The sequence below is a fragment of the Nocardia sp. NPDC055029 genome (assembly GCF_053608525.1).
This window is the reverse complement of the sequence record NZ_JBSGVQ010000017.1, coordinates 100999-121266: the sequence shown is the minus strand read 5'-3', so window position 1 is coordinate 121266 and position 20268 is coordinate 100999. Positions and strand designations below refer to the sequence as shown.

16 protein-coding genes are annotated in these 20268 nt (G+C 70.6%); 7 read left to right on the top strand and 9 right to left on the bottom strand.

Annotated elements, in window-relative coordinates; genetic code table 11:
• Positions 1-3: 3 nt before the first annotated feature.
• Positions 4-873 carry a carbon-nitrogen hydrolase family protein gene (locus tag ACWF9G_RS17315; protein WP_452516356.1) on the bottom strand — a complete coding sequence of 290 codons (870 nt, stop codon included), beginning with the start codon at positions 871-873 and terminating at the stop codon, positions 4-6.
• Between the two features lie 62 nt (positions 874-935).
• Between ACWF9G_RS17315 and ACWF9G_RS17310 the strand changes: the two genes are divergently transcribed.
• Together ACWF9G_RS17310 and ACWF9G_RS17305 are read left to right on the top strand one after the other, a co-directional pair.
• Positions 936-2744 carry a DEAD/DEAH box helicase gene (locus ACWF9G_RS17310; protein WP_379303791.1) on the top strand — a complete coding sequence of 603 codons (1809 nt, stop codon included), beginning with the start codon at positions 936-938 and terminating at the stop codon, positions 2742-2744.
• A gap of 143 nt (positions 2745-2887) precedes the next feature.
• On the top strand, positions 2888-6451 hold the full coding sequence (locus ACWF9G_RS17305) for an AAA domain-containing protein (RefSeq protein WP_452516376.1): 3564 nt from the start codon (positions 2888-2890) through the stop codon (positions 6449-6451).
• A 61-nt stretch (positions 6452-6512) separates the two neighbouring features.
• Here ACWF9G_RS17305 and ACWF9G_RS17300 read toward each other — a convergent pair whose 3' ends face one another.
• The 4 genes from ACWF9G_RS17300 to ACWF9G_RS17285 are packed head-to-tail and all read right to left on the bottom strand — an operon-like array spanning position 6513 to position 9583.
• Positions 6513-7217, bottom strand: coding sequence for an ESX secretion-associated protein EspG (locus ACWF9G_RS17300; RefSeq protein ID WP_452516355.1), 705 nt, complete (start codon positions 7215-7217; stop codon positions 6513-6515).
• Entirely contained in the window at positions 7214-8575 is a 1362-nt protein-coding gene (locus ACWF9G_RS17295) for a WXG100 family type VII secretion target (RefSeq protein ID WP_452516353.1), read from the bottom strand. The genes ACWF9G_RS17300 and ACWF9G_RS17295 overlap by 4 nt, the downstream gene beginning before the upstream one ends.
• On the bottom strand, positions 8568-8966 hold the full coding sequence (locus tag ACWF9G_RS17290) for a hypothetical protein (protein ID WP_379081493.1): 399 nt from the start codon (positions 8964-8966) through the stop codon (positions 8568-8570). The genes ACWF9G_RS17295 and ACWF9G_RS17290 overlap by 8 nt, the downstream gene beginning before the upstream one ends.
• A gap of 17 nt (positions 8967-8983) precedes the next feature.
• On the bottom strand, positions 8984-9583 hold the full coding sequence (locus ACWF9G_RS17285) for an alpha/beta hydrolase (protein WP_452516351.1): 600 nt from the start codon (positions 9581-9583) through the stop codon (positions 8984-8986).
• Between the two features lie 228 nt (positions 9584-9811).
• Between ACWF9G_RS17285 and ACWF9G_RS17280 the strand changes: the two genes are divergently transcribed.
• Entirely contained in the window at positions 9812-10678 is an 867-nt protein-coding gene (locus tag ACWF9G_RS17280; protein ID WP_452516349.1) for an SMP-30/gluconolactonase/LRE family protein, read from the top strand.
• Positions 10679-10740: 62 nt separating this feature from the next.
• Here ACWF9G_RS17280 and ACWF9G_RS17275 read toward each other — a convergent pair whose 3' ends face one another.
• The gene (locus ACWF9G_RS17275) at positions 10741-11541 is read right to left on the bottom strand and encodes a hypothetical protein (protein WP_452516347.1); all 801 of its coding nucleotides are present in this window, start codon (positions 11539-11541) and stop codon (positions 10741-10743) included.
• A gap of 199 nt (positions 11542-11740) precedes the next feature.
• Here ACWF9G_RS17275 and ACWF9G_RS17270 point away from each other — a divergent pair, with 199 nt between their 5' ends.
• Together ACWF9G_RS17270 and ACWF9G_RS17265 are read left to right on the top strand one after the other, a co-directional pair.
• A complete protein-coding gene (locus ACWF9G_RS17270; RefSeq protein WP_452516345.1) occupies positions 11741-12913 on the top strand; it encodes an acyl-CoA dehydrogenase family protein in 1173 nt (390 codons plus the stop codon).
• Between the two features lie 9 nt (positions 12914-12922).
• Positions 12923-14050, top strand: a complete 1128-nt coding sequence (locus ACWF9G_RS17265) for an acyl-CoA dehydrogenase family protein (protein WP_379303769.1) — start codon at positions 12923-12925, stop codon at positions 14048-14050.
• Positions 14051-14101: 51 nt separating this feature from the next.
• On the opposite strand, the gene ACWF9G_RS17260 is transcribed toward ACWF9G_RS17265, so the two are convergent.
• Positions 14102-14695, bottom strand: a complete 594-nt coding sequence (locus ACWF9G_RS17260; RefSeq protein WP_452516343.1) for a hypothetical protein — start codon at positions 14693-14695, stop codon at positions 14102-14104.
• 276 nt (positions 14696-14971) lie between these two features.
• Here ACWF9G_RS17260 and ACWF9G_RS17255 point away from each other — a divergent pair, with 276 nt between their 5' ends.
• A complete protein-coding gene (locus ACWF9G_RS17255) occupies positions 14972-15259 on the top strand; it encodes a hypothetical protein (protein ID WP_379303766.1) in 288 nt (95 codons plus the stop codon).
• A gap of 53 nt (positions 15260-15312) precedes the next feature.
• Complete coding sequence (locus ACWF9G_RS17250; RefSeq protein WP_379303764.1) at positions 15313-16149, top strand: GNAT family N-acetyltransferase; 837 nt, start codon at positions 15313-15315, stop codon at positions 16147-16149.
• On the opposite strand, the gene ACWF9G_RS17245 is transcribed toward ACWF9G_RS17250, so the two are convergent.
• The gene (locus ACWF9G_RS17245) at positions 16146-18368 is read right to left on the bottom strand and encodes a protein kinase domain-containing protein (RefSeq protein WP_452516341.1); all 2223 of its coding nucleotides are present in this window, start codon (positions 18366-18368) and stop codon (positions 16146-16148) included. The genes ACWF9G_RS17250 and ACWF9G_RS17245 overlap by 4 nt on opposite strands.
• Before the next feature lie 4 nt (positions 18369-18372).
• On the bottom strand, positions 18373-20235 hold the full coding sequence (locus tag ACWF9G_RS17240) for a serine/threonine-protein kinase (protein WP_452516339.1): 1863 nt from the start codon (positions 20233-20235) through the stop codon (positions 18373-18375).
• Positions 20236-20268: the final 33 nt, after the last annotated feature.

Here is a 20268-nt window from a genome sequence, read left to right as displayed (position 1 = left end):
ACGCTACTCCGCGGCGGGCTCCGGCGAAACGCGCTCGGTGATGGCGAAACGGCGCAGCGCCAGGCTCGGGTTGGCGGTGCGGACGCGGGCGATGTGCGCCGGGTCGATCGACGCGGTGAGCACGCCCAGCTCGTCGCCGAGTTCGGCGAGAACGGCACCCGTGGGGTCGACGATCATCGACGCGCCAGAGCCATGCGGCGCGCATTGATCGGCGGCCGCGACGTAGATCGTGTTCTCGATCGCGCGGGCGCGCAGCAGCGTCGTCCACTGGTCGACCTTCGCCGGGCCGGGAATCCACTGCGCGGCCAGCAGCAGCACCTGCGCGCCCGCGGCCGCGACACGCCGACATCCCTCCGGAAAACGGAGATCGAAACAGGTCTGCATGCCGAATATCACACCGTCGACGGCGAAGGTGGCGGGCGCGACGAGCGGGCCGGCTTCGACGACATCGGATTCCAGATAGCCGAACGCGTCGTACAGATGCACTTTCCGGTACACCGCCACGCGCGCGCCGTCGGGCCCGTGAGCGACGAGCGTATTGCTGATCCTGGTCGCTCCCGGCGTCGGCTGCTCGACGACACCGGCCACCAGATAGACCCCGAATTCCGCGGCGAGAGCGCTGAGTCCGGTGGTGAACGGCCCGTCGAGCGGCTCGGCGATCGCCACCACCCGCTCATCCAGGCGGGTCACCGCAAACATCGAGTATTCGGGTGCGAGCACCAGCCTGGCACCCGCCTCGACGGCCGTGCGGACGTGCTCACGCAACGTCGCCAGATTGGCCGCCGGGTCGGTCTGGGGAGCGAATTGGACGACCGCGATCGGCACCTCGGCGGGTGTCGGTTCCTGATGTGCTGACCCGTTGGGCAGTTGCATAGGTCTCACCGTATTCACCCGGTGGCCGGGACAGCTACCGTCAGGCAGTAAACTGCTGGTCAATGAGTACCAATGAGGTCGACAGCGTTCCTGCCGACGACGACAGGCACGAAGAAGGCCCGACATTCGCCGATCTCGGGATCGATGACCGCGTCCTCGCGGCCATCGCCGATGTGGGCTACGAATCGCCGTCCCCGATCCAGGCGGCGACGATTCCCCCGCTGCTGTCCGGCGCGGATGTGGTCGGCCTCGCCCAGACCGGCACCGGCAAGACCGCTGCCTTCGCGATCCCGATCCTGATGGGTCTGGACACCGCCCAGAAGAAGCCGAGCGCGCTGGTGCTCGCCCCGACGCGTGAGCTCGCCATCCAGGTCGCCGAGGCCTTCGGCAAGTACTCCTCGCACATCCCCGGTCTGCACGTGCTGCCGATCTACGGCGGGCAGAGCTACGGCGTGCAGCTGTCGGGCCTGCGCCGCGGCGCGCATGTGGTCGTCGGTACGCCGGGCCGCGTGATCGACCACCTGGAGAAGGGCACGCTGGATCTGACCCAGCTGCGCTACCTGGTGCTCGACGAGGCCGACGAGATGCTCAAGATGGGCTTCCAGGAAGACGTCGAGCGCATCCTGCGCGACACCCCGAACGACAAGCAGGTCGCGCTGTTCTCCGCGACCATGCCGGGCGCGATCCGCAAGATCTCCAAGCAGTACCTGAACGACCCGGTCGAGATCACGGTCAAGTCCAAGACCCAGACCAACACCAACATCACCCAGCGTTATGTGCAGGTGTCGCATCAGCGCAAGCTCGATGCCCTCACCCGCGTGCTCGAGGTCGAGGACTTCGAGGCGATGATCATCTTCGTGCGCACCAAGCAGGCCACCGAGGAGCTGGCCGAGAAGCTGCGCTCGCGTGGTTTCTCCGCCGCGGCGATCAACGGTGACATCGCGCAGAACCAGCGTGAGCGCACCATCGGCCAGCTGAAGTCGGGCGCGCTCGACATCCTGGTCGCCACCGACGTGGCCGCGCGTGGTCTCGACGTCGAGCGCATCTCGCACGTCGTCAACTACGACATCCCGCACGACACCGAGTCCTACGTGCACCGCATCGGCCGCACCGGTCGCGCGGGCCGCTCGGGTCAGGCGCTGCTGTTCGTCGCCCCGCGCGAGCGTCATCTGCTCAAGTCGATCGAGCGCGCCACCCGGCATCCGCTCACCGAGATGCAGCTGCCCAGCGTGGACGACGTCAACGCGACCCGTGTCTCGAAGTTCGGTGACGCGATCACCGAGAACCTGTCCTCGGACAATGTGGCGCTGTTCCGCAAGCTGATCGAGGACTACGAGGCCGAGCACAACACGCCGCTGGTCGACATCGCGGCGGCGCTGGCCGTCGGCGGCTTCGACGGCGACAACTTCTTCATGGAGCCCGAGCCGGAGCCCGCGCCGCGCCGTGAGCGCGATCGGGACCGGGATCGGGACCGGGAGCGCGCCCCGCGCCGCTTCGACGACGAGGACCGCGCCCCTCGCGGCCCGTCGTTCTCCCGCGAGAGCGGCCAGGAGCTGGCGACCTACCGGATCAGCGTCGGCAAGCGGCACCGCGTGGTGCCCGGCGCGATCGTCGGCGCCATCGCCAACGAGGGCGGCCTGCGCCGCAGCGACTTCGGGCACATCAGCATCCGGCCCGATTACAGCCTCGTCGAGCTGCCTGCCAACCTGCCGAACGAAACGCTGGAAGCGTTGCGCCGCACCAGGATCAGCGGTGTGCTGATCCAGCTGCAGCCCGATCAGGGCCCGCCCTCCCAGCGGCTGAACGCGCGCGGCCCGCGGCGCGATCGCGAGGCGCGTCCGCGGACCGAACGGCGCAAGCCGCGGTTCTGACGCCGGGCGCCTTCGCAGGGATCGGCGAAGGCACACCCCGTGGCGAAGTTCGACATGCCGCGGGTAGCGCCCTGGTCGCCCGCGGTGCTGGTTAAGGTGTTTGCCGTCGGGTGTGCGTGAACACAGGAGGGCCGCGTTTGTTCGTGTCCGGTGATCGGGTGATCGGTGCCGTCGGCGACCTCGTGCGCGCCGCGGACTGTGAGTTCGCGCTGCTGCGCGCCGTCGACGCGGCCCTCGGCAACCTCCCCGGCGCGCCGGACGCCGCTGTCCCTGTCGTCCGCACGGCCGGGGTGGCGCCGGAGTTGCTGCGCCACTTCGGTGACGCACTGATCCGCATCCCGTCACCCGAGGTACCCGGCGCTTCACCCGCCGACCGGATCACCGCGCTCACCACCGCCGCCGAACAGACCATGGCGGCGCTGCGTGACGGAGCCGCCGCCATCCACGGCGCGGTCTTCTTCGACGGCCGATTCGTCTGCGGCGCCGACCTTCTTGTCCGCGATGCGGGAGCGCAGCGCTACACGCTGCACACCGCCATCGGATCTGCCGAGGTCGGTGGCGATCCGCGTGGTGGTTTCGGGACTGACGTGCCGGACGAGCCCGACGGCGAGCTGCACGGTGATCTCGGCTCCCGGCCGGAAGCGCCCGGGCTCGTGGACAATGCGACCGCCGCGTCACTTCTCGGGCCGCCGACGCCCGCGCCAACCGACGCGCGATTCGCTTCGCCTCGCGATGATTTCCGCGCTCTGCGTCGCGAGCTTGCTATAGGCCGGACGCCGTTCGAGCGGGCCACCGCGTCGGCCGGCGCGCTCGAGGTCGACACTCCTCGTGCATCGTTGCGTGCCCGAATCGCGTTCGCGGCGTGCGCGGAGGCGCTGACCGCCGCAAAGATCGGCATCGATCCGTGGGCGTCTCTGTCTACACCGACAGGGGAGCAGCGCGTGCGCACCGATGAGCTCCGGTCGGTGTACCTGGCGCGTCGGGCGCGGGTGGAGCGGATTGTCGAGGAGAAGCTGACCGAGCTGCTGCCGGTGCAGTGGGGTGATCCGCGCTACCTCGCGTGTGGACGATGCGCGAGCTGTCGCGTGGCCGCTGCGACCGCGCGGGATCTGTTGCTGGTGGCGGGGATTCGGCCTTCCCAGCGGGCGCGGCTGCGCGAAGCCGGTGTGCTGACGATCGACCGGCTCGCCACGACGACCACACCGGTCGCGGGTCTCGCTCCGCGCACGGTGACCGCCCTGCGCCGCCAAGCCGAGATCCAGGTGCAGCGGGAGCGCACCGGCGAGCCGGTCTTCGCCCTGCGCGATGCCACCGCATTGGGTGCGCTGCCCGCGCCGAGCCACGGCGATCTCGCACTGATCGCCGACGTCGACGAGCGCGGCGCCGTCACCGCCGTCGAACTGTCCGACGCGAGCTCGGTCGTCTACCGCCCCGCGATCAGCCGGGCGCGCGCGCCGCAGGACGACGTCGACCGGTGTACCGGCGCCGACTCGACGGGAGACGTGCTCGACGAACTGCTCGACATCATCGGCGAGCACCGCGCCGCCGACCCGCGGGTGCGGGTGTACCACTACGGTTCGGCGGTCAGGACGGCACTGCTGGACTGGTCGGGCCGCCTCGGCACCGGCGCCGACCTGCTCGACGAGCTGCTGGCCGACGGCGCTCTGTTCGATCTGGCGCCCATCGTGCGCACCGCGCTGCTGATCGGCGAACAGTCCTACGACACCACGGGTTTGGCCGGGCTGTTCCCCGCCACCGAGAGCCGCGCCACCACCGTGCTCGCCCTGCGCGACTGGCTGCTCGCCCGCGCCGCCGACGCGGGTGTCGACGTGCCGGGCACCCGGTTCGCCGTCGCCGAGTCCGACGCGCCGCCGTCGCTGCGGCCCGGCTCGCTGGAAGCCGCGCTCGCCGAATTCGCCGCCGCCGCCGAGGGCGACGCGGCCCGCGCCGCCGCGCTGACGGCCGCCGTCCTCGGCTACCACCGCCGCGAACGCCAGCCCCGCTGGTGGGCCCACATCGACCGGCTCGGCCATCCCGTCGGCGAATGGGCCGACGCGCCGGGCGTGCTGGTCGCCGAGTGGGGCACCGTCGACACCAAATGGCATCGCACACCCCAGCTTCCGACGATGCGCCGCTACCTGACGCTGACCGGCAGGCTCGGCACCGGCGCGACGCTCACGCCGGGCACCCAGATGGTCACCATCTACGACGGCGCCGCCGCGGCGGGCATGACCCAGACCCTCGGCCGCCGCGCCACCGCGACGGCGACCGTCCTCGGCTGCGCCGTCGACGCGAACTTCGACGACACCGTCCGGCTGGAGGAGCTGCTGCCCGCGGGCTGCCCGCCCTACGACGACCTTCCCGCGGCCATCGCCCCCGGCCCGCCCGACGGCGAAGCCGATATCGAAGCGGCACTGGAGTTCACCGCCCAGGACCTGCTCATGACCCTGCCTTCGGTCCCCGAGAACGCCGTCTACGACCTGCTCCTGCGCCGCGCGCCCCGCCTGCGCGACGAGCCGGCGCTGCCGGAGGTACACGGCGACGTCGCCGCGGCACTGGCGAACGCGGTGGGCGCCCTCGACGCCTCCTACCTGGCCGTGCACGGCCCGCCCGGTACCGGCAAGACCGGCACCACCGCCCGCGCGATCGAACGGCTCGTCACCCGGCACAAGTGGCGGATCGGCGTGGTCGCGCAGTCGCACGCGGTGATCGAGCGGATCTTCGACGCCGTCGTCGATGCCGGGTTGCTGCCCGAGCTGGTGGCCAAGAAGGACGTCGCCTCGGTCGGCCCGGAATGGTCGGCCATCGATGCCGATCGGTACCCGCGGTTCCTCGACAATGCCGTCAACGGGTGCGTGATCGGCGGTACCACCGCCGATTTCGTCGACGACACCCTGATCGCGCCGGAGGCACTGGACCTGCTGGTGATCGCCGACGCGGGGGAGTGCTCACTGGCCGACACCGTCGCCGTCGCCGTGAGCGCGCGCAACCTGCTGCTCATCGGCGATCCGGTGCCTGCTCCCGCGCAGGCGGCGCATCCGGAGCGGGTGCAGGTCTCGGCGCTGGAATGGCTGTGCGACGGCGCCGCCACCCTGCCCGCCGAGCGCGGCTACTTCCTCGATCGCACCTGGCGCATGCATCCCGCGGTGTGCGAGCCGGTGTCGGCGAGCTGCTACGACGGGAAGCTGCGGGCCAGCGAAACCATCACCCTCGCCCGGGATCTGGCCGGGATCGCGCCCGGCGTGAGCACCGTGCTCGTCGAGCATCGCGGCAGTGCCACCGAATCCGATGCCGAGGCGCGCGAGGTGGTGCGCCGGGTGCGCGCCCTGCTCGGGGAGACCTGGACCTCCGGCGGCCGGGCGCGTCGGCTGCATCCGCACGACGTGTTCGTCGTCGCGCCGTACGCCGCGCAGGTCGCGCGAATCCGCACCCTGCTGGCGCGCGCCAAGATCGAAGACGTCCTGGTCGGCACGCCCGACCGGTTCCGTGGCCGCGAAGCCGCCGTCGTCGTGCTGTCGATGACCACGTCCACCCCCGCCGACGCGCCGTTCGGGATGCGACCGTTGTTGTCGCGCACCGTGATCCACGCGACGCTGTGCCGGGCGATGTGGAAGGCGATCGTGATCCGCTCGCCGCTGCTCACCGAGTACCTGCCGGACACACCGGAGGAACTGGCGGCCCTAGCCGGATTCCTACAGCTGGGCTAGCCCGTCCACCCGCGCCGGGCATGCGCTGAGCGCTCACCGGTCACGGTCGGCTGGGCCGTGGTCATACACTCCGCAGCAACCGGCGCAGCCAGTCGGCCGCGCATTCCGGTGTGGCCGGCGCGATGTCGACGTGGTGGGCCGCGTGCACCAGGTAGCGGCCGTCGCCGGTGACGTCGATCCAGGACAGCACGCCGGTCGGTGCTTCGTCCCGGCCTTGGCCGACGAGTATCTGCCCGATGCCGGTGCGTGGGCGCTGCAACAGCTTGCGGATGCGGGCGGCGTCGGACGGTCCGGCGACGGGTGCGGTGACCAGGTCGCGGCTGTCCTCGCGCACCTTGGCCGCGAGTGCGGAGATCCGGTCGCCCGTCCCGGCGAGCTGCGCGGGAATCCGTGAGAACACCTGGGCGGCCAACCGTTTCGTGCTACCGACCTGGACGTGGACGCTGCCGCCGCGATCGTCCGTGCTGCCCGGTTCCTGCACGGCGAGCACGGCGACGTCGCCGGTGACGGCGCCGAGCATCCGGACCGGCGCCGCGGCCCGCCCGCAGACTTCGACCCGGATCTCCGGCTTGGCGAGCACCCGCAGCGCCGCCGACAGATCGGCGTCCAGGGTCCGGGCGCACCAGGCGTCGAGCGCTGGCTGCTCGGCCGCGCGTTCGGCGGTGTCGCGGGCCGAGGCGCGCACCGCGAGCGGATACGGGATCCGGTCGCCGTCGACGCGCGCCCAGGCCAGCGCGAACTGGTCCGGCGTGAGGTGCCAGTTCACCCCCGCTCGGTCCACTCACCGAGCACGGCGGGACTGGTCGGTTCCATCTTGCCGATCAGCGCGTTGACCTCGTCGGCGGGTTCCAGATAGGTCGGTTCCTCGTCTAGGAACCGCAGGAACTCGTCGTCGTCTTCCAGGTCGTCCTCCTGCGATGGCTGCGGACGCGGACCGTTCGGGCGGGTCGTATCGGCGGCCATCATCGCCCCGCCCATCATGCCGCCGATCGCGCCCGCGCTCATGCCTGCCGCGGCGTCGCCACCGGCGGCGGCTGGGTCGTGGCCGGTCGATGCCGTCGCAATGTCTGTTCCGGAGTTCGCACTGCTGGTGGACTGCTGCCCGCCGGCCATACCCGTCGCGACGGGGTGGGCTGACGCGGCGGAGACTTTGTCATCCGAGGGCTGTCCGGCCGAGCGACGGTCGCGGCGGGTGCGCGGGTCCGCCGAGGGAACGAACCCGGTCGGAGCGGCCGAGGCGGTCGACGCCGGGCTGCCGGCCGGCGAGATCGCGGCGCCGCTGTTCGACTGCACGATCTGTGCAACCTGCGTGGGCGCTACCGCAGCCGCGACAGACGCCGCCGGTGCGACGGAAGTTCCTGTCGGCGTACAGTTTCCGTCGCTCACCGGTGCACCTGCCGCGGTCGTATCCGCCTCGGTACCTGCCCACTCCGCCGGTGTTCCGGCACCCGAGGCGGTGTCGGTCGCGGTCGTGACCGGCACGGTCACGACCCCGGGTTCGGTGGTGGAGAGAGCCCCCGCGGCACCATTCGACACGGCCGCAGCGGGCAGCGCCCCTGGCTCCGTGGTGATGTCCGGGAAGGCCGGAACCCCCGACCCCGTCGGTACGAAAGCCCCCGCGTAGATCGACTCCATCGCCCGCACCGCGTCGAGGCGGGCGTTCTCGGCCTGCCGCACGATCGTGGCATTGTCCGAAGCCTGCTGGGAATCCAGTAGTGCCGCGGCAGGATCGGGCCGCACCCCATCGGGTTCCGCGATCGCGGCACGCACCGACTCGGCGGCATCGCCCGCCTGGCTCAGCCGAACACCGACCGCGGTCAGCACATCGGCGATCCGCCTGCCCGCCTGCTCGAAGTCACGCACCGCGTCGCTCGCCTGCTGGGCGGCAGCGCCTCTCCACCCGTCGGCGATCGCGGCCCTGATCTCACTGTGCGCGTTCTCGACCTCGTCACCGAGCCCGGTCGACGCGGCCAGGAACAACTGGCCCGCACCGGCCAGCGCCGCCGGATCGAGCTGCCGGACAGCCTGATAGATCTCGGCGTGCGAGAGGTTGTCGAAGACCTCGACGGTGGGGCAGTAATCGGGATCGGTGCCAGGTGCGGAAATGCCGGAAATGCTACGCATGGCTCGCTCCCGGAACCTCGATCGCGGCGACCGCGCCCGCCAGCGCCTGATCGCCTTCCTGATAGGCGACGCCCGCGGCGCGGAAGACGGCGGCGAGCGCACGCGCGGTGCTCGCGTAGGCGCGCAGCTGTTCCAGCGCGTCCCCCGCCTTGCCCTCGAATCCGGTGCGCAGCGCGGCGCCCGAGGCGAGTCCGCCGAAACCGGGAATCACCTCCGCGCCGCCGAGCGCCTGCACCTGGGCTTCCACCGCGGCGGCCAGCCGCTCGTAGCGCTGGGCGCAGCGTTCCGGCGCACCGTCGGCGACGAGCACGCCGTCGATCCACAGTCCACCCTCGTCCACGGCCTGGCCGAGGGCCGCCGTATTCGGCAGCCCCGTTCGATTCGGTTGCACCGTTCCCCCTTCGTCGTTCATCGCACCGCGGCCAGTACCCACTCGGCGATATCGGCCGTCACGCGCTGCTGCACCGGTTCGTGCAACAGGTCGTGTCCGGCGTCGGCGTACTCGCGCAAATCTACCGATCCGTGCCGCGCTGTCCATAGCCGGATCACATCGATGGGCGCCCGCCGGTCGTCGGCTCCGTGCACCGCGAGGACCGGCAGACGCGGGTCCGGTGCGATCTCGGTGGCGCGGCGTGGCGTGCCGCAGAGGACGAGTCCGCCCAGGTCGCCGGGGTTTTCGGCGGCGACGGCGAGCGCGGTGACGGCGCCGAGCGAATGACCCATCAGCACCGGCGCCGCCGCTGCGACCTCGCCGAGCAGTCCCCGTGCGTCGGCGGCGAGCTCGTCGATGGTGCCCGGCGCATCCGGATCGCCTTCGCTCAGGCCCTGACCCGCGGTGTCCAGCGTCCACAGCTCGATCCGCGCGAGCCGTTCCAGCGTGGTGGCGAAACGGTGATAGTGCCCGCTGTGCTGGCCGGTGCCCGGCAGCAGCACCAGCGTCGCCGCCGGCGCGTCGACGGACCACCGCCGGTAATGCAGCCGTCCGCGGGGGCTGTCGAAGTAGGGCACGCACCGATTATGACCGCCGGGCGAATTGTCGTGTGCGACAGAACCGGTGCGCGATACCGTTGCTGTGCACGATGCGTGGTGGCGACGCGGTTCGCTGTGCAGAGTGGGCACACCACTACCCGTTGGTAGCCGTTAGACTTCGCGCGTCGAGCTGGGTCAACTGAGTCGAGGTCTTGCATGTCGTCGTTCCGCCGTTGCGTCGCCCACGTTGCTGTCGGCGCGGCCATCGTGACCACCGCTTCGCTCGGTACCGGCCGCCCGGCCGCCGCCGCCCCACTCACCAACTGCGGGCAGGCGCGCCAGGATGTCGCGATCCGCTCGAGTGTGCCGCTGCTGGACTGGTCGGAGAACTTCGGCCTCGACACCGCCGGGAACCTCTGGGTCGCGCGGGTCATGCGCGGCGAGGTACAGCGCTACGACCGCGAGGGCAGGCTGACCGCCACCGTCGCGGTCGCCGCGCCCGGCGCGGTCCGGCTCGGCCCCGACGGGCTGCTCTATGTCGTCACCGGCAATTCGCCGCTGGCGGGCTCGGGTGGGATCGTCCGCTTCGACCCGATGGCGGCCGACCCGGTGCCCGCCCCCTTCGCCACCGGCTTCCCGCAGCCCAACGGCGCCGCGTTCGACGCCGACGGCAACCTCTACGTGACGACCGCCAACGGCCTGCACCGGCTACGCCGCGACGGCAGCGAGGACATGGACTGGTGGGCCCGCGTGAAGGTAGAAGGCTCCAACGGCGTTGTGGTAGCCGGTGATTCGGTCTACGTCACCGCCAACTTCGTCGCCACCGACGGCGCGCCCGTAGGCCGGGTGCTTCGCCTGTCCCGCACGAACCCGGCCGACAGCACCACCGTCGCCGACCTGACCTCGTTCGGCACCCTGCCCGATTTCGTCGACGACCTGGTCGTCCGGGACGGCGCACTGTACGTCACCACCCTGGCCGGTCACCTGGTCCGCGTCGACCCGAAGTCGGGCGCCGCGTGCACCGTCGTCTCGACGCAGCCGTTGACCGCGGTCGTCGCCGACCCCGCCGACTCGTCGGCCCTGCTGGCCGGATCCGAGGAAGGTACCGTCCTGCGCATCCGCCCGATCGCCTAGCCCGATCCAGGTGTCGCCTGCGCGGTAGATCCGAACAGAAGCCACCGGACGAGGTCGTGGAATCAGCCGTCGACAGTGAGCGCCGACGGCGGGTTGGCCGGGGCGGGCGCGGGCTGCGGTGCTTGGGCGGGCGCGGGAGCCGGTGCCGGAGCGGCGGTTTCCGGTGCCGGAGCCCCGCCCGAGCCGGGGCTGGTGGCCTGGGGTGCGGGCGCGGGCGCGGCGGGCGCTTCGGTGGCCTGGACCGGCAGGTCGGGGACGACGAAAGTGCCGACGGTCGGGGTCATCACGCAGCGGGCGCCCGGGTAGTCGATCGTGCCCCACATCGAGGCGATCACGGTGCCTGCGCCGCTGTGCACGGTCTTCGACAGCGACGGCAGCTGGAATTCGGTCTGGTCGTCGAGCGCGACGATGCCGCTCTGTCCGGTGTTCACGTTCAGCCAGGCCACGCTCAGGCCCGAGGACAGCGCGAAACCGGTGTGCCGCGGGCTGGCGCTGAACCGGATGTCACCGGGCGCCATGCTGGTCTCGGTGCGCGGGCCCGGCCCCTCGAAGGTGGCGGCGGCGATGATCGTGGTGATCGGGCCGTTGCTGCCGCAGCCGAATGTCGGCGCCGCGTAGGAGAACGGGATGAACTGTGCCGAGATGTCGCGCAGCGTGTCGGCGCCGACCAGCGTGGTGAAGCTGTCCAGCGCGCCGACGCCCGCCTTCGCCGAGATGTCCTCACCGGCGAGGTGGGTCAGGTGGCCGATGCCGTCCTCGACCGGGGTGGGGGCCGCACTCGCAGTCGTGGCCAGCAGTGCCAGCGCGCCGATGCTCGCCGCGGTGACCGTCGCTGCCCTGCCTGCGATGGATCTGCCGTTCACCCGTAACTCCTCGGTGGATGCTCGTCACCGGTTCCCCGGCTCGTCTGGCAACGTACCAGGTCGCCGACCGGGTCGCCGAGCCACCGGCGAGGGTGCGGCCGCGAGGGCTGAGCGTGGGCAAGTGTGATGTAGTCGACACTGGCGTTTACTCAGGGGTAGGTTTTTCTCGACGGCTACCGACCCACGCTGGGAGACCCGGATGAAGTTAGCCCTTTCCTCTGACGAGGTCGCCTTCCGCGACGAGCTCCGGCATTTCTACAAGACCGAGATCCCGGTCGAAATCCGCGACCGCGTCAAATACGGCCACGAGCTGTCCCGCGACGACATCGTCACCGCGAACAAGATCCTCAACGACCACGGCCTCGCCGTGCCCAACTGGCCGGTGGCCTGGGGCGGCAAGGACTGGACGCCGATGCAGCGCCACCTGTGGCTCGACGAGATGCAGCTGGCCTCGGTGCCCGAGCCGCTCACCTTCAACGCCTCGATGGTCGGGCCGGTCATCGCCCAGTTCGGTTCCGAGGAACTCAAGCAGCGCTTCCTCCCGCCGACCGCGGCGCTCGACATCTGGTGGTGCCAGGGCTTCTCCGAACCCGACGCCGGCTCCGACCTCGCCTCGCTGCGCACCACCGCGGTCCGCGACGGCGACTCCTACATCGTCAACGGCCAGAAGATCTGGACCACGCTCGGCCAGTACGCCGACTGGATCTTCTGCCTCGTTCGCACCGATCCGAGCGCGCCGAAGAAGCAGGCCGGCATCTCCTTCCTGCTGTTCGACGTGAAGTCGCCCGGCGTCACCATGCGCCCGATCAAGCTGATCGACGGCAGCTACGAGGTCAACGAGGTCTTCTTCGAGAACGTCCGGGTGCCCGCCGATCAGCTGGTCGGCGAGGAGAACCAGGGCTGGACCTACGCCAAGTTCCTGCTCGGCAACGAGCGCACCTCGATCACCGGCGTCGGCAAGACCAAGGTCAAGATCGGGCTCGCGAAAGACTATGCGCGCCAGACCAGGACCGGCCACGGGACGCTGCTGGAGGACCCGGTGTTCGCGGCCCGCGTCGCCGAGCTGGAGAACGAGCTGCTCGCGCTGGAACTCACCCAGCTGCGGGTGGTCTCCAATTCCGCCGACGGCAAGCCGAACCCGGCCTCCTCGGTGCTGAAGCTGCGCGGCTCCGAGCTGCAGCAGCAGGCCACCGAACTGCTGCTCGAGATCGCGGGCGCCGACGCGCTCCCGGTCGACGCCGACGGCATCGCCTCGCCCGCCTGGGCCCAGCACACCGGGCCCAGCTATCTGAACTACCGCAAGGTCACCATCTACGGAGGCTCGAGCGAGGTCCAGCGCTCGATCATTTCCTCCACGATCCTCGGATTGTGAGGCGCTGACATGGATCTCGAACTCACCGACGAACAGACGATGCTGCGCGACACCGTGCGCGAACTGCTGCACCGGTTCTACGACGGCGAAGCCCTCGCCAAGGTCGGCGAGACCGACCCCGGCTGGAACCGCACGGTCTGGAAGCAGCTGGCCGAGCTGGGCGTGCTCGGCCTGACCATCGACGAGGACGACGGCGGCGTCGGCGCCGGCCCGGTCGAGGCGATGCTGGTGCAGGAGGAGCTCGGTCGCGCGCTCGCCCCGGAACCGGTGCTCGACGCGGTCGTGATCCCGGCCGAGCTGCTGAAACTGACCGGCAGCGCCGAACAGCGCGGCCGCCTGCTGCCCGCGCTGGCGGCGGGGGAGAAGCTGCTGGCGTTCGCGCACGCCGAGCCCGGCCTGCGCTGGCCGTCGACCGAGATCACCACGGCCGCCACCGCACAGGGCGACGGGTACGCGCTGACCGGCGTCAAGAACCCGGTGCTGCGGGGTGACTGTGCCGACGAACTGATCGTCAGCGCCGTGCTGCCCGGCGGCGGGACCGGCCTGTTCCTGGTCGACCCGACGGGGTCCGGGGTGACCAAACGCGCCTACCGGACCTTCGACGGCAGGCGCGGCGCGCAGTTCGACTTCGACGGCGCCCCCGGCGAACTGCTGGGCGACACCGTCGACGCCGCCGAGCAGATCGCGCTGGCCCAGGGGTACGCGCAGGCGGCGCTGTGCGCGGAGTCGGTGGGGGCGATGGAGATCGCGCTGACCCTGACCACCGACTACCTCAAGACCCGCAAGCAGTTCGGCGTCACGCTGTCGAAGTTCCAGACGCTGACCCAGCGCGCCTCGGACTGCTACGTCTCGCTCGAACTGGCCCGCAGCATCAGCCTGTTCGCGACGGCGGCGCTGGCCGACGGCGGCAACGATCCGGTGGTGGCCTCGCGGGCGCGGCTACAGGTCGGACGCTCCGCCGAGCACATCGGGCGCGAGGCGATCCAGATGCACGGCGGCATCGGCGTCACCGCGGAATATCCGGTGAGCCACTACGTCGCCCGGCTGACCGCGATCGGGCAGACACTCGGCGGCGCGCTGGAACACCGGCGGGTGCTGGCCGACCGCGTCGGCAGTTACGACCTGCCGGAGCTGTAGGACGGATCGGTGATGGTGCGTGCCCCGGCCGGGGTGCGCACCATCGCTGTGTCAGTCCTCGTCGTCGGTGGTCGTCGGCTCGGTGGTCGCGCCCGGCGTCGGGGTGGCGCCGGTGTCGGCCGGGGTGGCGATCGCCGGGGTGGTGTGGTCGTGTTCGTGCGTCGTCGGATAGTCCGGCTCGGTGGTCTCCTCGACCGGGGGAGTGGTCCGCGGCGGAGAGGTGCGCGTCGGCACCGGCCGGGTGGTGCTGCGCGGCGCGGTCGTCGTCGACTGATCCTCGGCGGTGGTCGCGGGCGGACGCGACTCGGTGGTCGCCTCCGCGGGCTGGGACTCCGTCGTCGTCTCGCCCTCGGGCGGCGGTTCCGACGGTGAGGTCTCGGTCGAGCTGAGGCTGAACGGTTTCCGCGGCGACATGTACGGCGCGATCCGCCAGCTGGGGGAGGGCGGGATCGAGATCCGTACGGTCGTCGAGGAGGTCTCCTCGGCGATCCGGCTCGGTGCGGCGGCCAGATTCGCGTTCAGCGGTGGCGGCGGAACGTAGACGTCCTGCTGCCCGACACCACACGCACCGATGACGATCAGTCCGAGCGACACCGCGCCAACAGCGATTGCCGGACCTACGAGCTTGGTCGGGCTGTCATCCATCGCGTGCACTCCTCGTCGGCTTCGAGTCGCCTCACAGTAGTGCAGGACCGGCGATTCGGCAGTACGGGTCCGGTGAATCAGTAGTTTTTAAACATTTGTGATTCAGATATCGGATTGATTTCGTCAGCGTGTCGCGGGGACGTGTCGCGCGCGATCGGCGTCGCCGGGTCGTAGCGTGTGTGAGCGAAGTTACGCATGAGACGCCCGGAACGACACTGCTGACGCGCGAGGGTTGCGCGACGAAAGAATCTGATCGGCGTCATCGAGGAGAAACTGATGGGAGCTTATTCGACACCCCGGCTGAAACCCGCGGCGGCGAACGGTGATTCGTCCGCGGCGGCAAATCTTCAGCACGCACTGTCGAACCCGCCGGGTAATCGCGCTGGCGCGGTCACCGCACGGGTCATGGGCTGGTTGTTCTTCGTCGGCGGTCTCGTCGGCGCCGGGCTCGGCATCGCCGGCCTGCATGTGGAGATCACCGTCGCCGGCCTGATCCTGGCCTGCACAGCGGGTCTCATCCTGCTGAAGCTGCGCACCGACCGGGACGTGCTCGAGAAGGACTGAGCAGCAGCCGAATTCAGGTGCGATCGGCCCGTCTGGGGCCTACCGTCGATGCTGTGCGTATCGACATCACCGGCGACGCCGCCCGCTTCCTGGCCGAGGCCGAGAAATTTCTGCGTCAAGACCCCTTGCGGCATACGGTGATCGCCACCGCCGTCGCCAACGAACTCGGCGGCCGGGCGGGCGGCGCGATGACCCGATTCCTGACGGTGCGCGACGACGCGGGTCAGGTCGTCGGCGTCGCCACCAGTGCCTTCGGCGGCAGGGTCTACCTCGGCGAGTTGCCATCGCACAGCATCTCGGCCGTGGCCGATGCCTTCTCGGCGGAGCAGGCCCCGCCGACCAGCGTCGAAGGCGTCGGGGCCGACGCGGCTGCCTTCGCCGGGTACTGGTCGCGGGAGACGGGCGGGACCAACGCGGAATCGTTCTCGGCCCGCCTGTTCCGGCTCGCGACCCTGTCCGTTCCCGAGGCCGTCGGCAAGCCGCGTCCGGCCACCGAGGACGATCTCGGCGTCTGCCGGGCCTTCATCGAGGCCTTCTGTGCCGAGATCGGTGAACCGCGGCCGTTCGACGAGGAGGCCGCGCGGCGGCGGATCGACGCCGGGTTCTGGTGGCTGTGGGAGCACGACGGGGCGCCCGCCGCCTTCGTCGGCCGCAACGTCGAGGTACTCGGCTGGGCCAGAATCGGGCCGGTCTACACGCCTCCGCAACTGCGTGGCAATGGCTTTGCCAGTGCGCTGACCGCCGCGGTTTCCGGGGTCGTGCGGGCCGAGGGCGCCGGCGTCTGCCTGTTCACCGATCTGGCCAATCCGACGTCGAACAAGATCTACCAGGCGATCGGATACGAGCCGGTGCGCGACTTCGTGAACTACACGCTGACCGCCGCGGGCTAGGTCAGCGGCGCGGTGTGCCACCAGTCGAGCATCTGCGCCTCGTCGGCGATGAACCCGCGGCTGTACATGAGCATGGCCGCGCGGTCCGGGTCGGCGTCGAACCGGGTGACCATGCGCGGCGACTTCGGCTGGCTGTCGTGCAGAACGAAGTTCGTATAGGCGTGACCGGTGTGCGTCGTTGCCCGGACATCGTGGGCGGGCAGCGCGGCGACGGCCTGCTGTGCCTGGTCGGCGGACGGGTAGAGGAAGAACTCGTAGATCGCCTTGTTGCCGCCGCCGAAGCAGTGCCACATGACCACCCAATCGCCCATGTCGGCGTCGGTGGTGTCGCGGCTCGCGGTGGCCCGGTCGTAGGCGAAGCAGCCCGCATTGCCCAGGCCCGAACCCGCGTGGACCAGATTGCTCGCGGAGGTCTGCGGCAGCATGCGCGGGAACTGCTCGCTGAGCCGCGCGGCGTTCGCCCCGATGACCTTGCGGTCGCTGGTCGTCGGCGCGGGGCTCGATGTCGTGCGCTGGGCGACGGAAGTGGCTGTGTGCGACGCGGACTCGGTCGTGGTCGAGACGCCCGACGACGATGCGGTGCCCTCCGGGCCGGTCAGCGCACCCACGATCAACCAGGCGATCAGCCCGAGCAAGGTGATCGTGGCGACCCAACTCACCGGTGACGCCTGCCAGCGGGAGCCCCGTTTCGGACCGAGATAGTCCTCGGCCACCTTCGACCGCCCGTCGTCGCCACGCGGCGTCGAGGCGTCGCGCGGCCGCTCGGCCCGAACATTCGGCGCGGGACGATGCGGCGAGGAACCGGCTTGCCACGATCCGTGCTGTGCCCCGGCACCCGGCCATGAGGGCTGTTGGGCGCCCCCCGGCCACCCCGCCTGCTGCGCGCCTGGCGACGAAGACTGCTGGAAACCGGGCGACGAAGGCTGCTGACCGACTGGCCATGAAGGCTGTTGTATGCCAGGTGATGAGGGCTGTTGCGCGCCGGGCCATGAAGGCTGTTGCATGCCAGGTGATGAGGGCTGTTGCGCGCCGGGCCATGAAGGCTGTTGCATGCCGGGCGATGAGGGCTGTTGCGCGCCGGGCCACGACGCCTGCGGCATGCCGGGCGATGACGGCTGTTGCACGCCAGGCGACGACGGCTGCTGAGCGCCTGGCCACGAAGGTTGTTGCGCGCCGGGCCACGATGCCTGCGGCAGCCCGGGCGATGACGGCTGCTGGGCGTCCTGCCACGACGGGGTACCGGTAGCGGGCGACGCGTTCGGTGTGGACGCCGCATCCGAACCGGGGAACGGCGTCATCCCGGCGACCGGGTATCCAGGCGCCGGCGTGTAGGGCGAGTTCGGTGGATATGTCCTGGTCTGCGCAGACGTCGGGAACGATTGTCTCGCCGTCGGGTCGGTCAGTGCCTGACCTGCGGCCGCGGCAAACTCGGCGCACGAGCCGAACCGCTCGTCCGGCCGCTTGGCCATGCCGCGGGAGATCACCGCGTCCAGCGCGGGCGGGAGATCGGACCGCAGCGAGCTCGCACGCGGGGGTGGCTGCTGGAGATGGCCCTGGATCACCGCGACCGGGTTGCCCGCCTCGAACGGGGTGGTGCCGGTGAGCAGCCGGAACAGCGTGCAGGCCAACGAGTACTGGTCGGCGCGGCCGTCCAGCGCGATTCCCGACAGCTGCTCCGGGGAGGCGAAAGCGAGGGTGGCGGTGAAGGTTCCGGTCTGGGTGAGTTTGGCGGCGTTGTCGTTGTGCAGGCGGGCGATGCCGAAATCGGTGAGGTAGACGCGTTCGCCGCCGTCGACCGGCTCGAGCAGGATGTTGGCCGGTTTCACGTCGCGGTGCAGCACGCCCCTGCTGTGCGCGAAGTCCAGTGCCGCCGCGGTCTCGGCGACGATGCGCACCGCCCGCGCGGCATCGACGGGGGCCGAGAGCGAGGCCGCGTCGGCGCCGTCGATGTAGCGCATCGAGATCCACAGCTGGTCGTCCTCGACGCCGCGGTCGTACACGGTGACGATGTTCGGATGCTCGAGCTGCGCGACCAGGTCCGCCTCGCGTTCGAACCTGGCCCTGATCTCGGTGTCGAAGAACAGTTCCCGGTTCAGCAGCTTCATCGCGGTGCGCCGGGGCAGCCGCGGATGACGCGCCAGGTACACCGAGCCCATGCCGCCGCGGCCGAGCAGCCGCTCGATGGTGTACCCGGCGAAAACGCCGCCCTCGTCGATCATTCGCTCAGTTCAGCGGTGCCGAGCGCCACCAGCGCAGCACCTCGTCGGCCGTGCCGTAGGCGTCGGTGAACATCAGGAACTGGGCGCGATCGGGGTCGCCGGTGAACTGGGTGATGATCTTGTTCCCGTTGTCGGTGTACTTGTAGTTGGTGTACTGCTTGCCGCCGTTGGTGTCGACCGACTTGGTGTTGGTCGGCAGCCCGTCGATCACGGCCTGCACGTCGGCCGCCGAGTTGTAGACGTAGATCCGGTAGAACGGATCGTTGCCGCCGCTGCCGCCACCGTCGTAGCAGCGCCACTGCCAGACCCACGCGCCGAAGTCGGGGTCGCCGTCGTTGGGCGAGGGGGTGTAGCCGGTGTCGGTCTCCCAGCAGGACGCGCCGTTGTAGCCGGTGTCGCCGTCGGTGTCGGCGGGCACCATCTGGGCGAACTCGGCGCTGATGGCGTCGGCGTCCGGGGTGACGTGCTTGCCCGCCGCGACCGAAGTCGTCGTGGTGGTGGAGCCGCCGGAATCGTCGCCGCTGACCGCGACCCCGATGCCGATCAGCAGCGCGAGCACCACGACGACGGCGACGACGATGCCGACGATCAGGCCGGTGTTCGACTTCGACGGCGGTCGCGGACCCTGCGGATACTGGCCGAAACCCCCGCCCGTCGGCGGACGCGGCGGGGCAGGCGGCGCCGGATACTGCGGCCGGGACTGCTGGTTGTACGGATTCTGTGTCGCCGCACCACCGGTCAGCGGCGACGCCTGGTTGGCCATCGGTCCGCCGGTCATCGGGCCTTGTGCCGCGGTGCCCATGGCGCCGCCGGTCATCGGCCCGTGGCCCACGGTGCCCATCGGCCCGCCGGTCATCGGACCCTGCGTCGCGGTGCCCATCGGCCCGCCCGTCATCGGGCCTTGCGCGGCAAGGGGATACGGCGACCCGGTCTGCGGGATCGCACCGCCGGTGGTCGGACGCGGACCACCGGTCACCGGGATCGCACCGCCCGTGGTCGGACGCTGTCCGACGATCGGCATGGCGGGGGCGCTCGGGTTGTTCAGAGCGGCGATCGCGGCGTTCGCGAAATCCGAGCAGGAGTCGAAACGGTCGTCCGGCCGCTTGGCCATGGCCTTGGCCAGCACCGCGTCGAGTGCATAGGACAGGCCGGGCCGCGCGCTGCTCAGCGGCGGCGGCGGTTGCTGCAGATGACCCTGGATGACCGCGGCGGGATTGGTCGCCGTGAACGGCCCCGACCCGGTGAACAGCCAGAACAGGGTGCAGGCCAGCGAGTACTGATCGGAGCGGTGATCCAGCGAGGCACCGGTGAGCTGTTCGGGGGAGGCGTAGGCCAGGGTCGCGGTGAAGGTGCCGGTCTGGGTGAGATGACCGGTGTCGTCACGCAATCGGGCGATGCCGAAGTCGGTGAGATAGACCCGTTCACCGCGGCCCGCGCCGGAACGCGCGAGCAGGATGTTGGCGGGCTTCACATCGCGGTGCAGCACACCCATGCCGTGTGCGTAGTCGAGCGCGTCGGCGGTTTCCTTCACGATCTGCAGCGCGCGAGCGGGCGGCAGCGTCTGCGGGTCCACCGAGGCGGCGTCGATACCGTCGATGAACTGCATGGAGATCCACAGCTGTTCGTCGTCGAGACCGCGGTCGTAGACGGTGACGATGTTCGGGTGATCCAGGCGCGAGACCAGATCCGCCTCCCGTTCGAACCGCGCCCGCACCTCCTGATCGAAGAACATCTCGCGATTGAGCAACTTCAGCGCGGTCATGCGCGGTAGACGAGGGTGCTTGGCGAGGTAGACCGAACCCATGCCACCACGGCCGAGCTGCCGTTCGATGACGTAGCCGGCGAAGACATCTCCGTTGGCCAGCATGTCTGCTCCACTTCCCGCCGTGCGCCGGGACCC

What these genes read in the sequence shown, in the direction of transcription:
- ACWF9G_RS17245 (WP_452516341.1), bottom strand. Translation starts at nt 18,368, where the DNA reads ATGATCGACGAGGGCGGCGTTTTCGCCGGGTACACCATCGAGCGGCTG.
- ACWF9G_RS17260 (WP_452516343.1), bottom strand. Translation starts at nt 14,695, where the DNA reads ATGGATGACAGCCCGACCAAGCTCGTAGGTCCGGCAATCGCTGTTGGC.
- ACWF9G_RS17240 (WP_452516339.1), bottom strand. Translation starts at nt 20,235, where the DNA reads ATGCTGGCCAACGGAGATGTCTTCGCCGGCTACGTCATCGAACGGCAG.
- ACWF9G_RS17265 (WP_379303769.1), top strand. Translation starts at nt 12,923, where the DNA reads ATGGATCTCGAACTCACCGACGAACAGACGATGCTGCGCGACACCGTG.
- ACWF9G_RS17295 (WP_452516353.1), bottom strand. Translation starts at nt 8,575, where the DNA reads ATGCGTAGCATTTCCGGCATTTCCGCACCTGGCACCGATCCCGATTAC.
- ACWF9G_RS17310 (WP_379303791.1), top strand. Translation starts at nt 936, where the DNA reads ATGAGTACCAATGAGGTCGACAGCGTTCCTGCCGACGACGACAGGCAC.
- ACWF9G_RS17255 (WP_379303766.1), top strand. Translation starts at nt 14,972, where the DNA reads ATGGGAGCTTATTCGACACCCCGGCTGAAACCCGCGGCGGCGAACGGT.
- ACWF9G_RS17270 (WP_452516345.1), top strand. Translation starts at nt 11,741, where the DNA reads ATGAAGTTAGCCCTTTCCTCTGACGAGGTCGCCTTCCGCGACGAGCTC.
- ACWF9G_RS17315 (WP_452516356.1), bottom strand. Translation starts at nt 873, where the DNA reads ATGCAACTGCCCAACGGGTCAGCACATCAGGAACCGACACCCGCCGAG.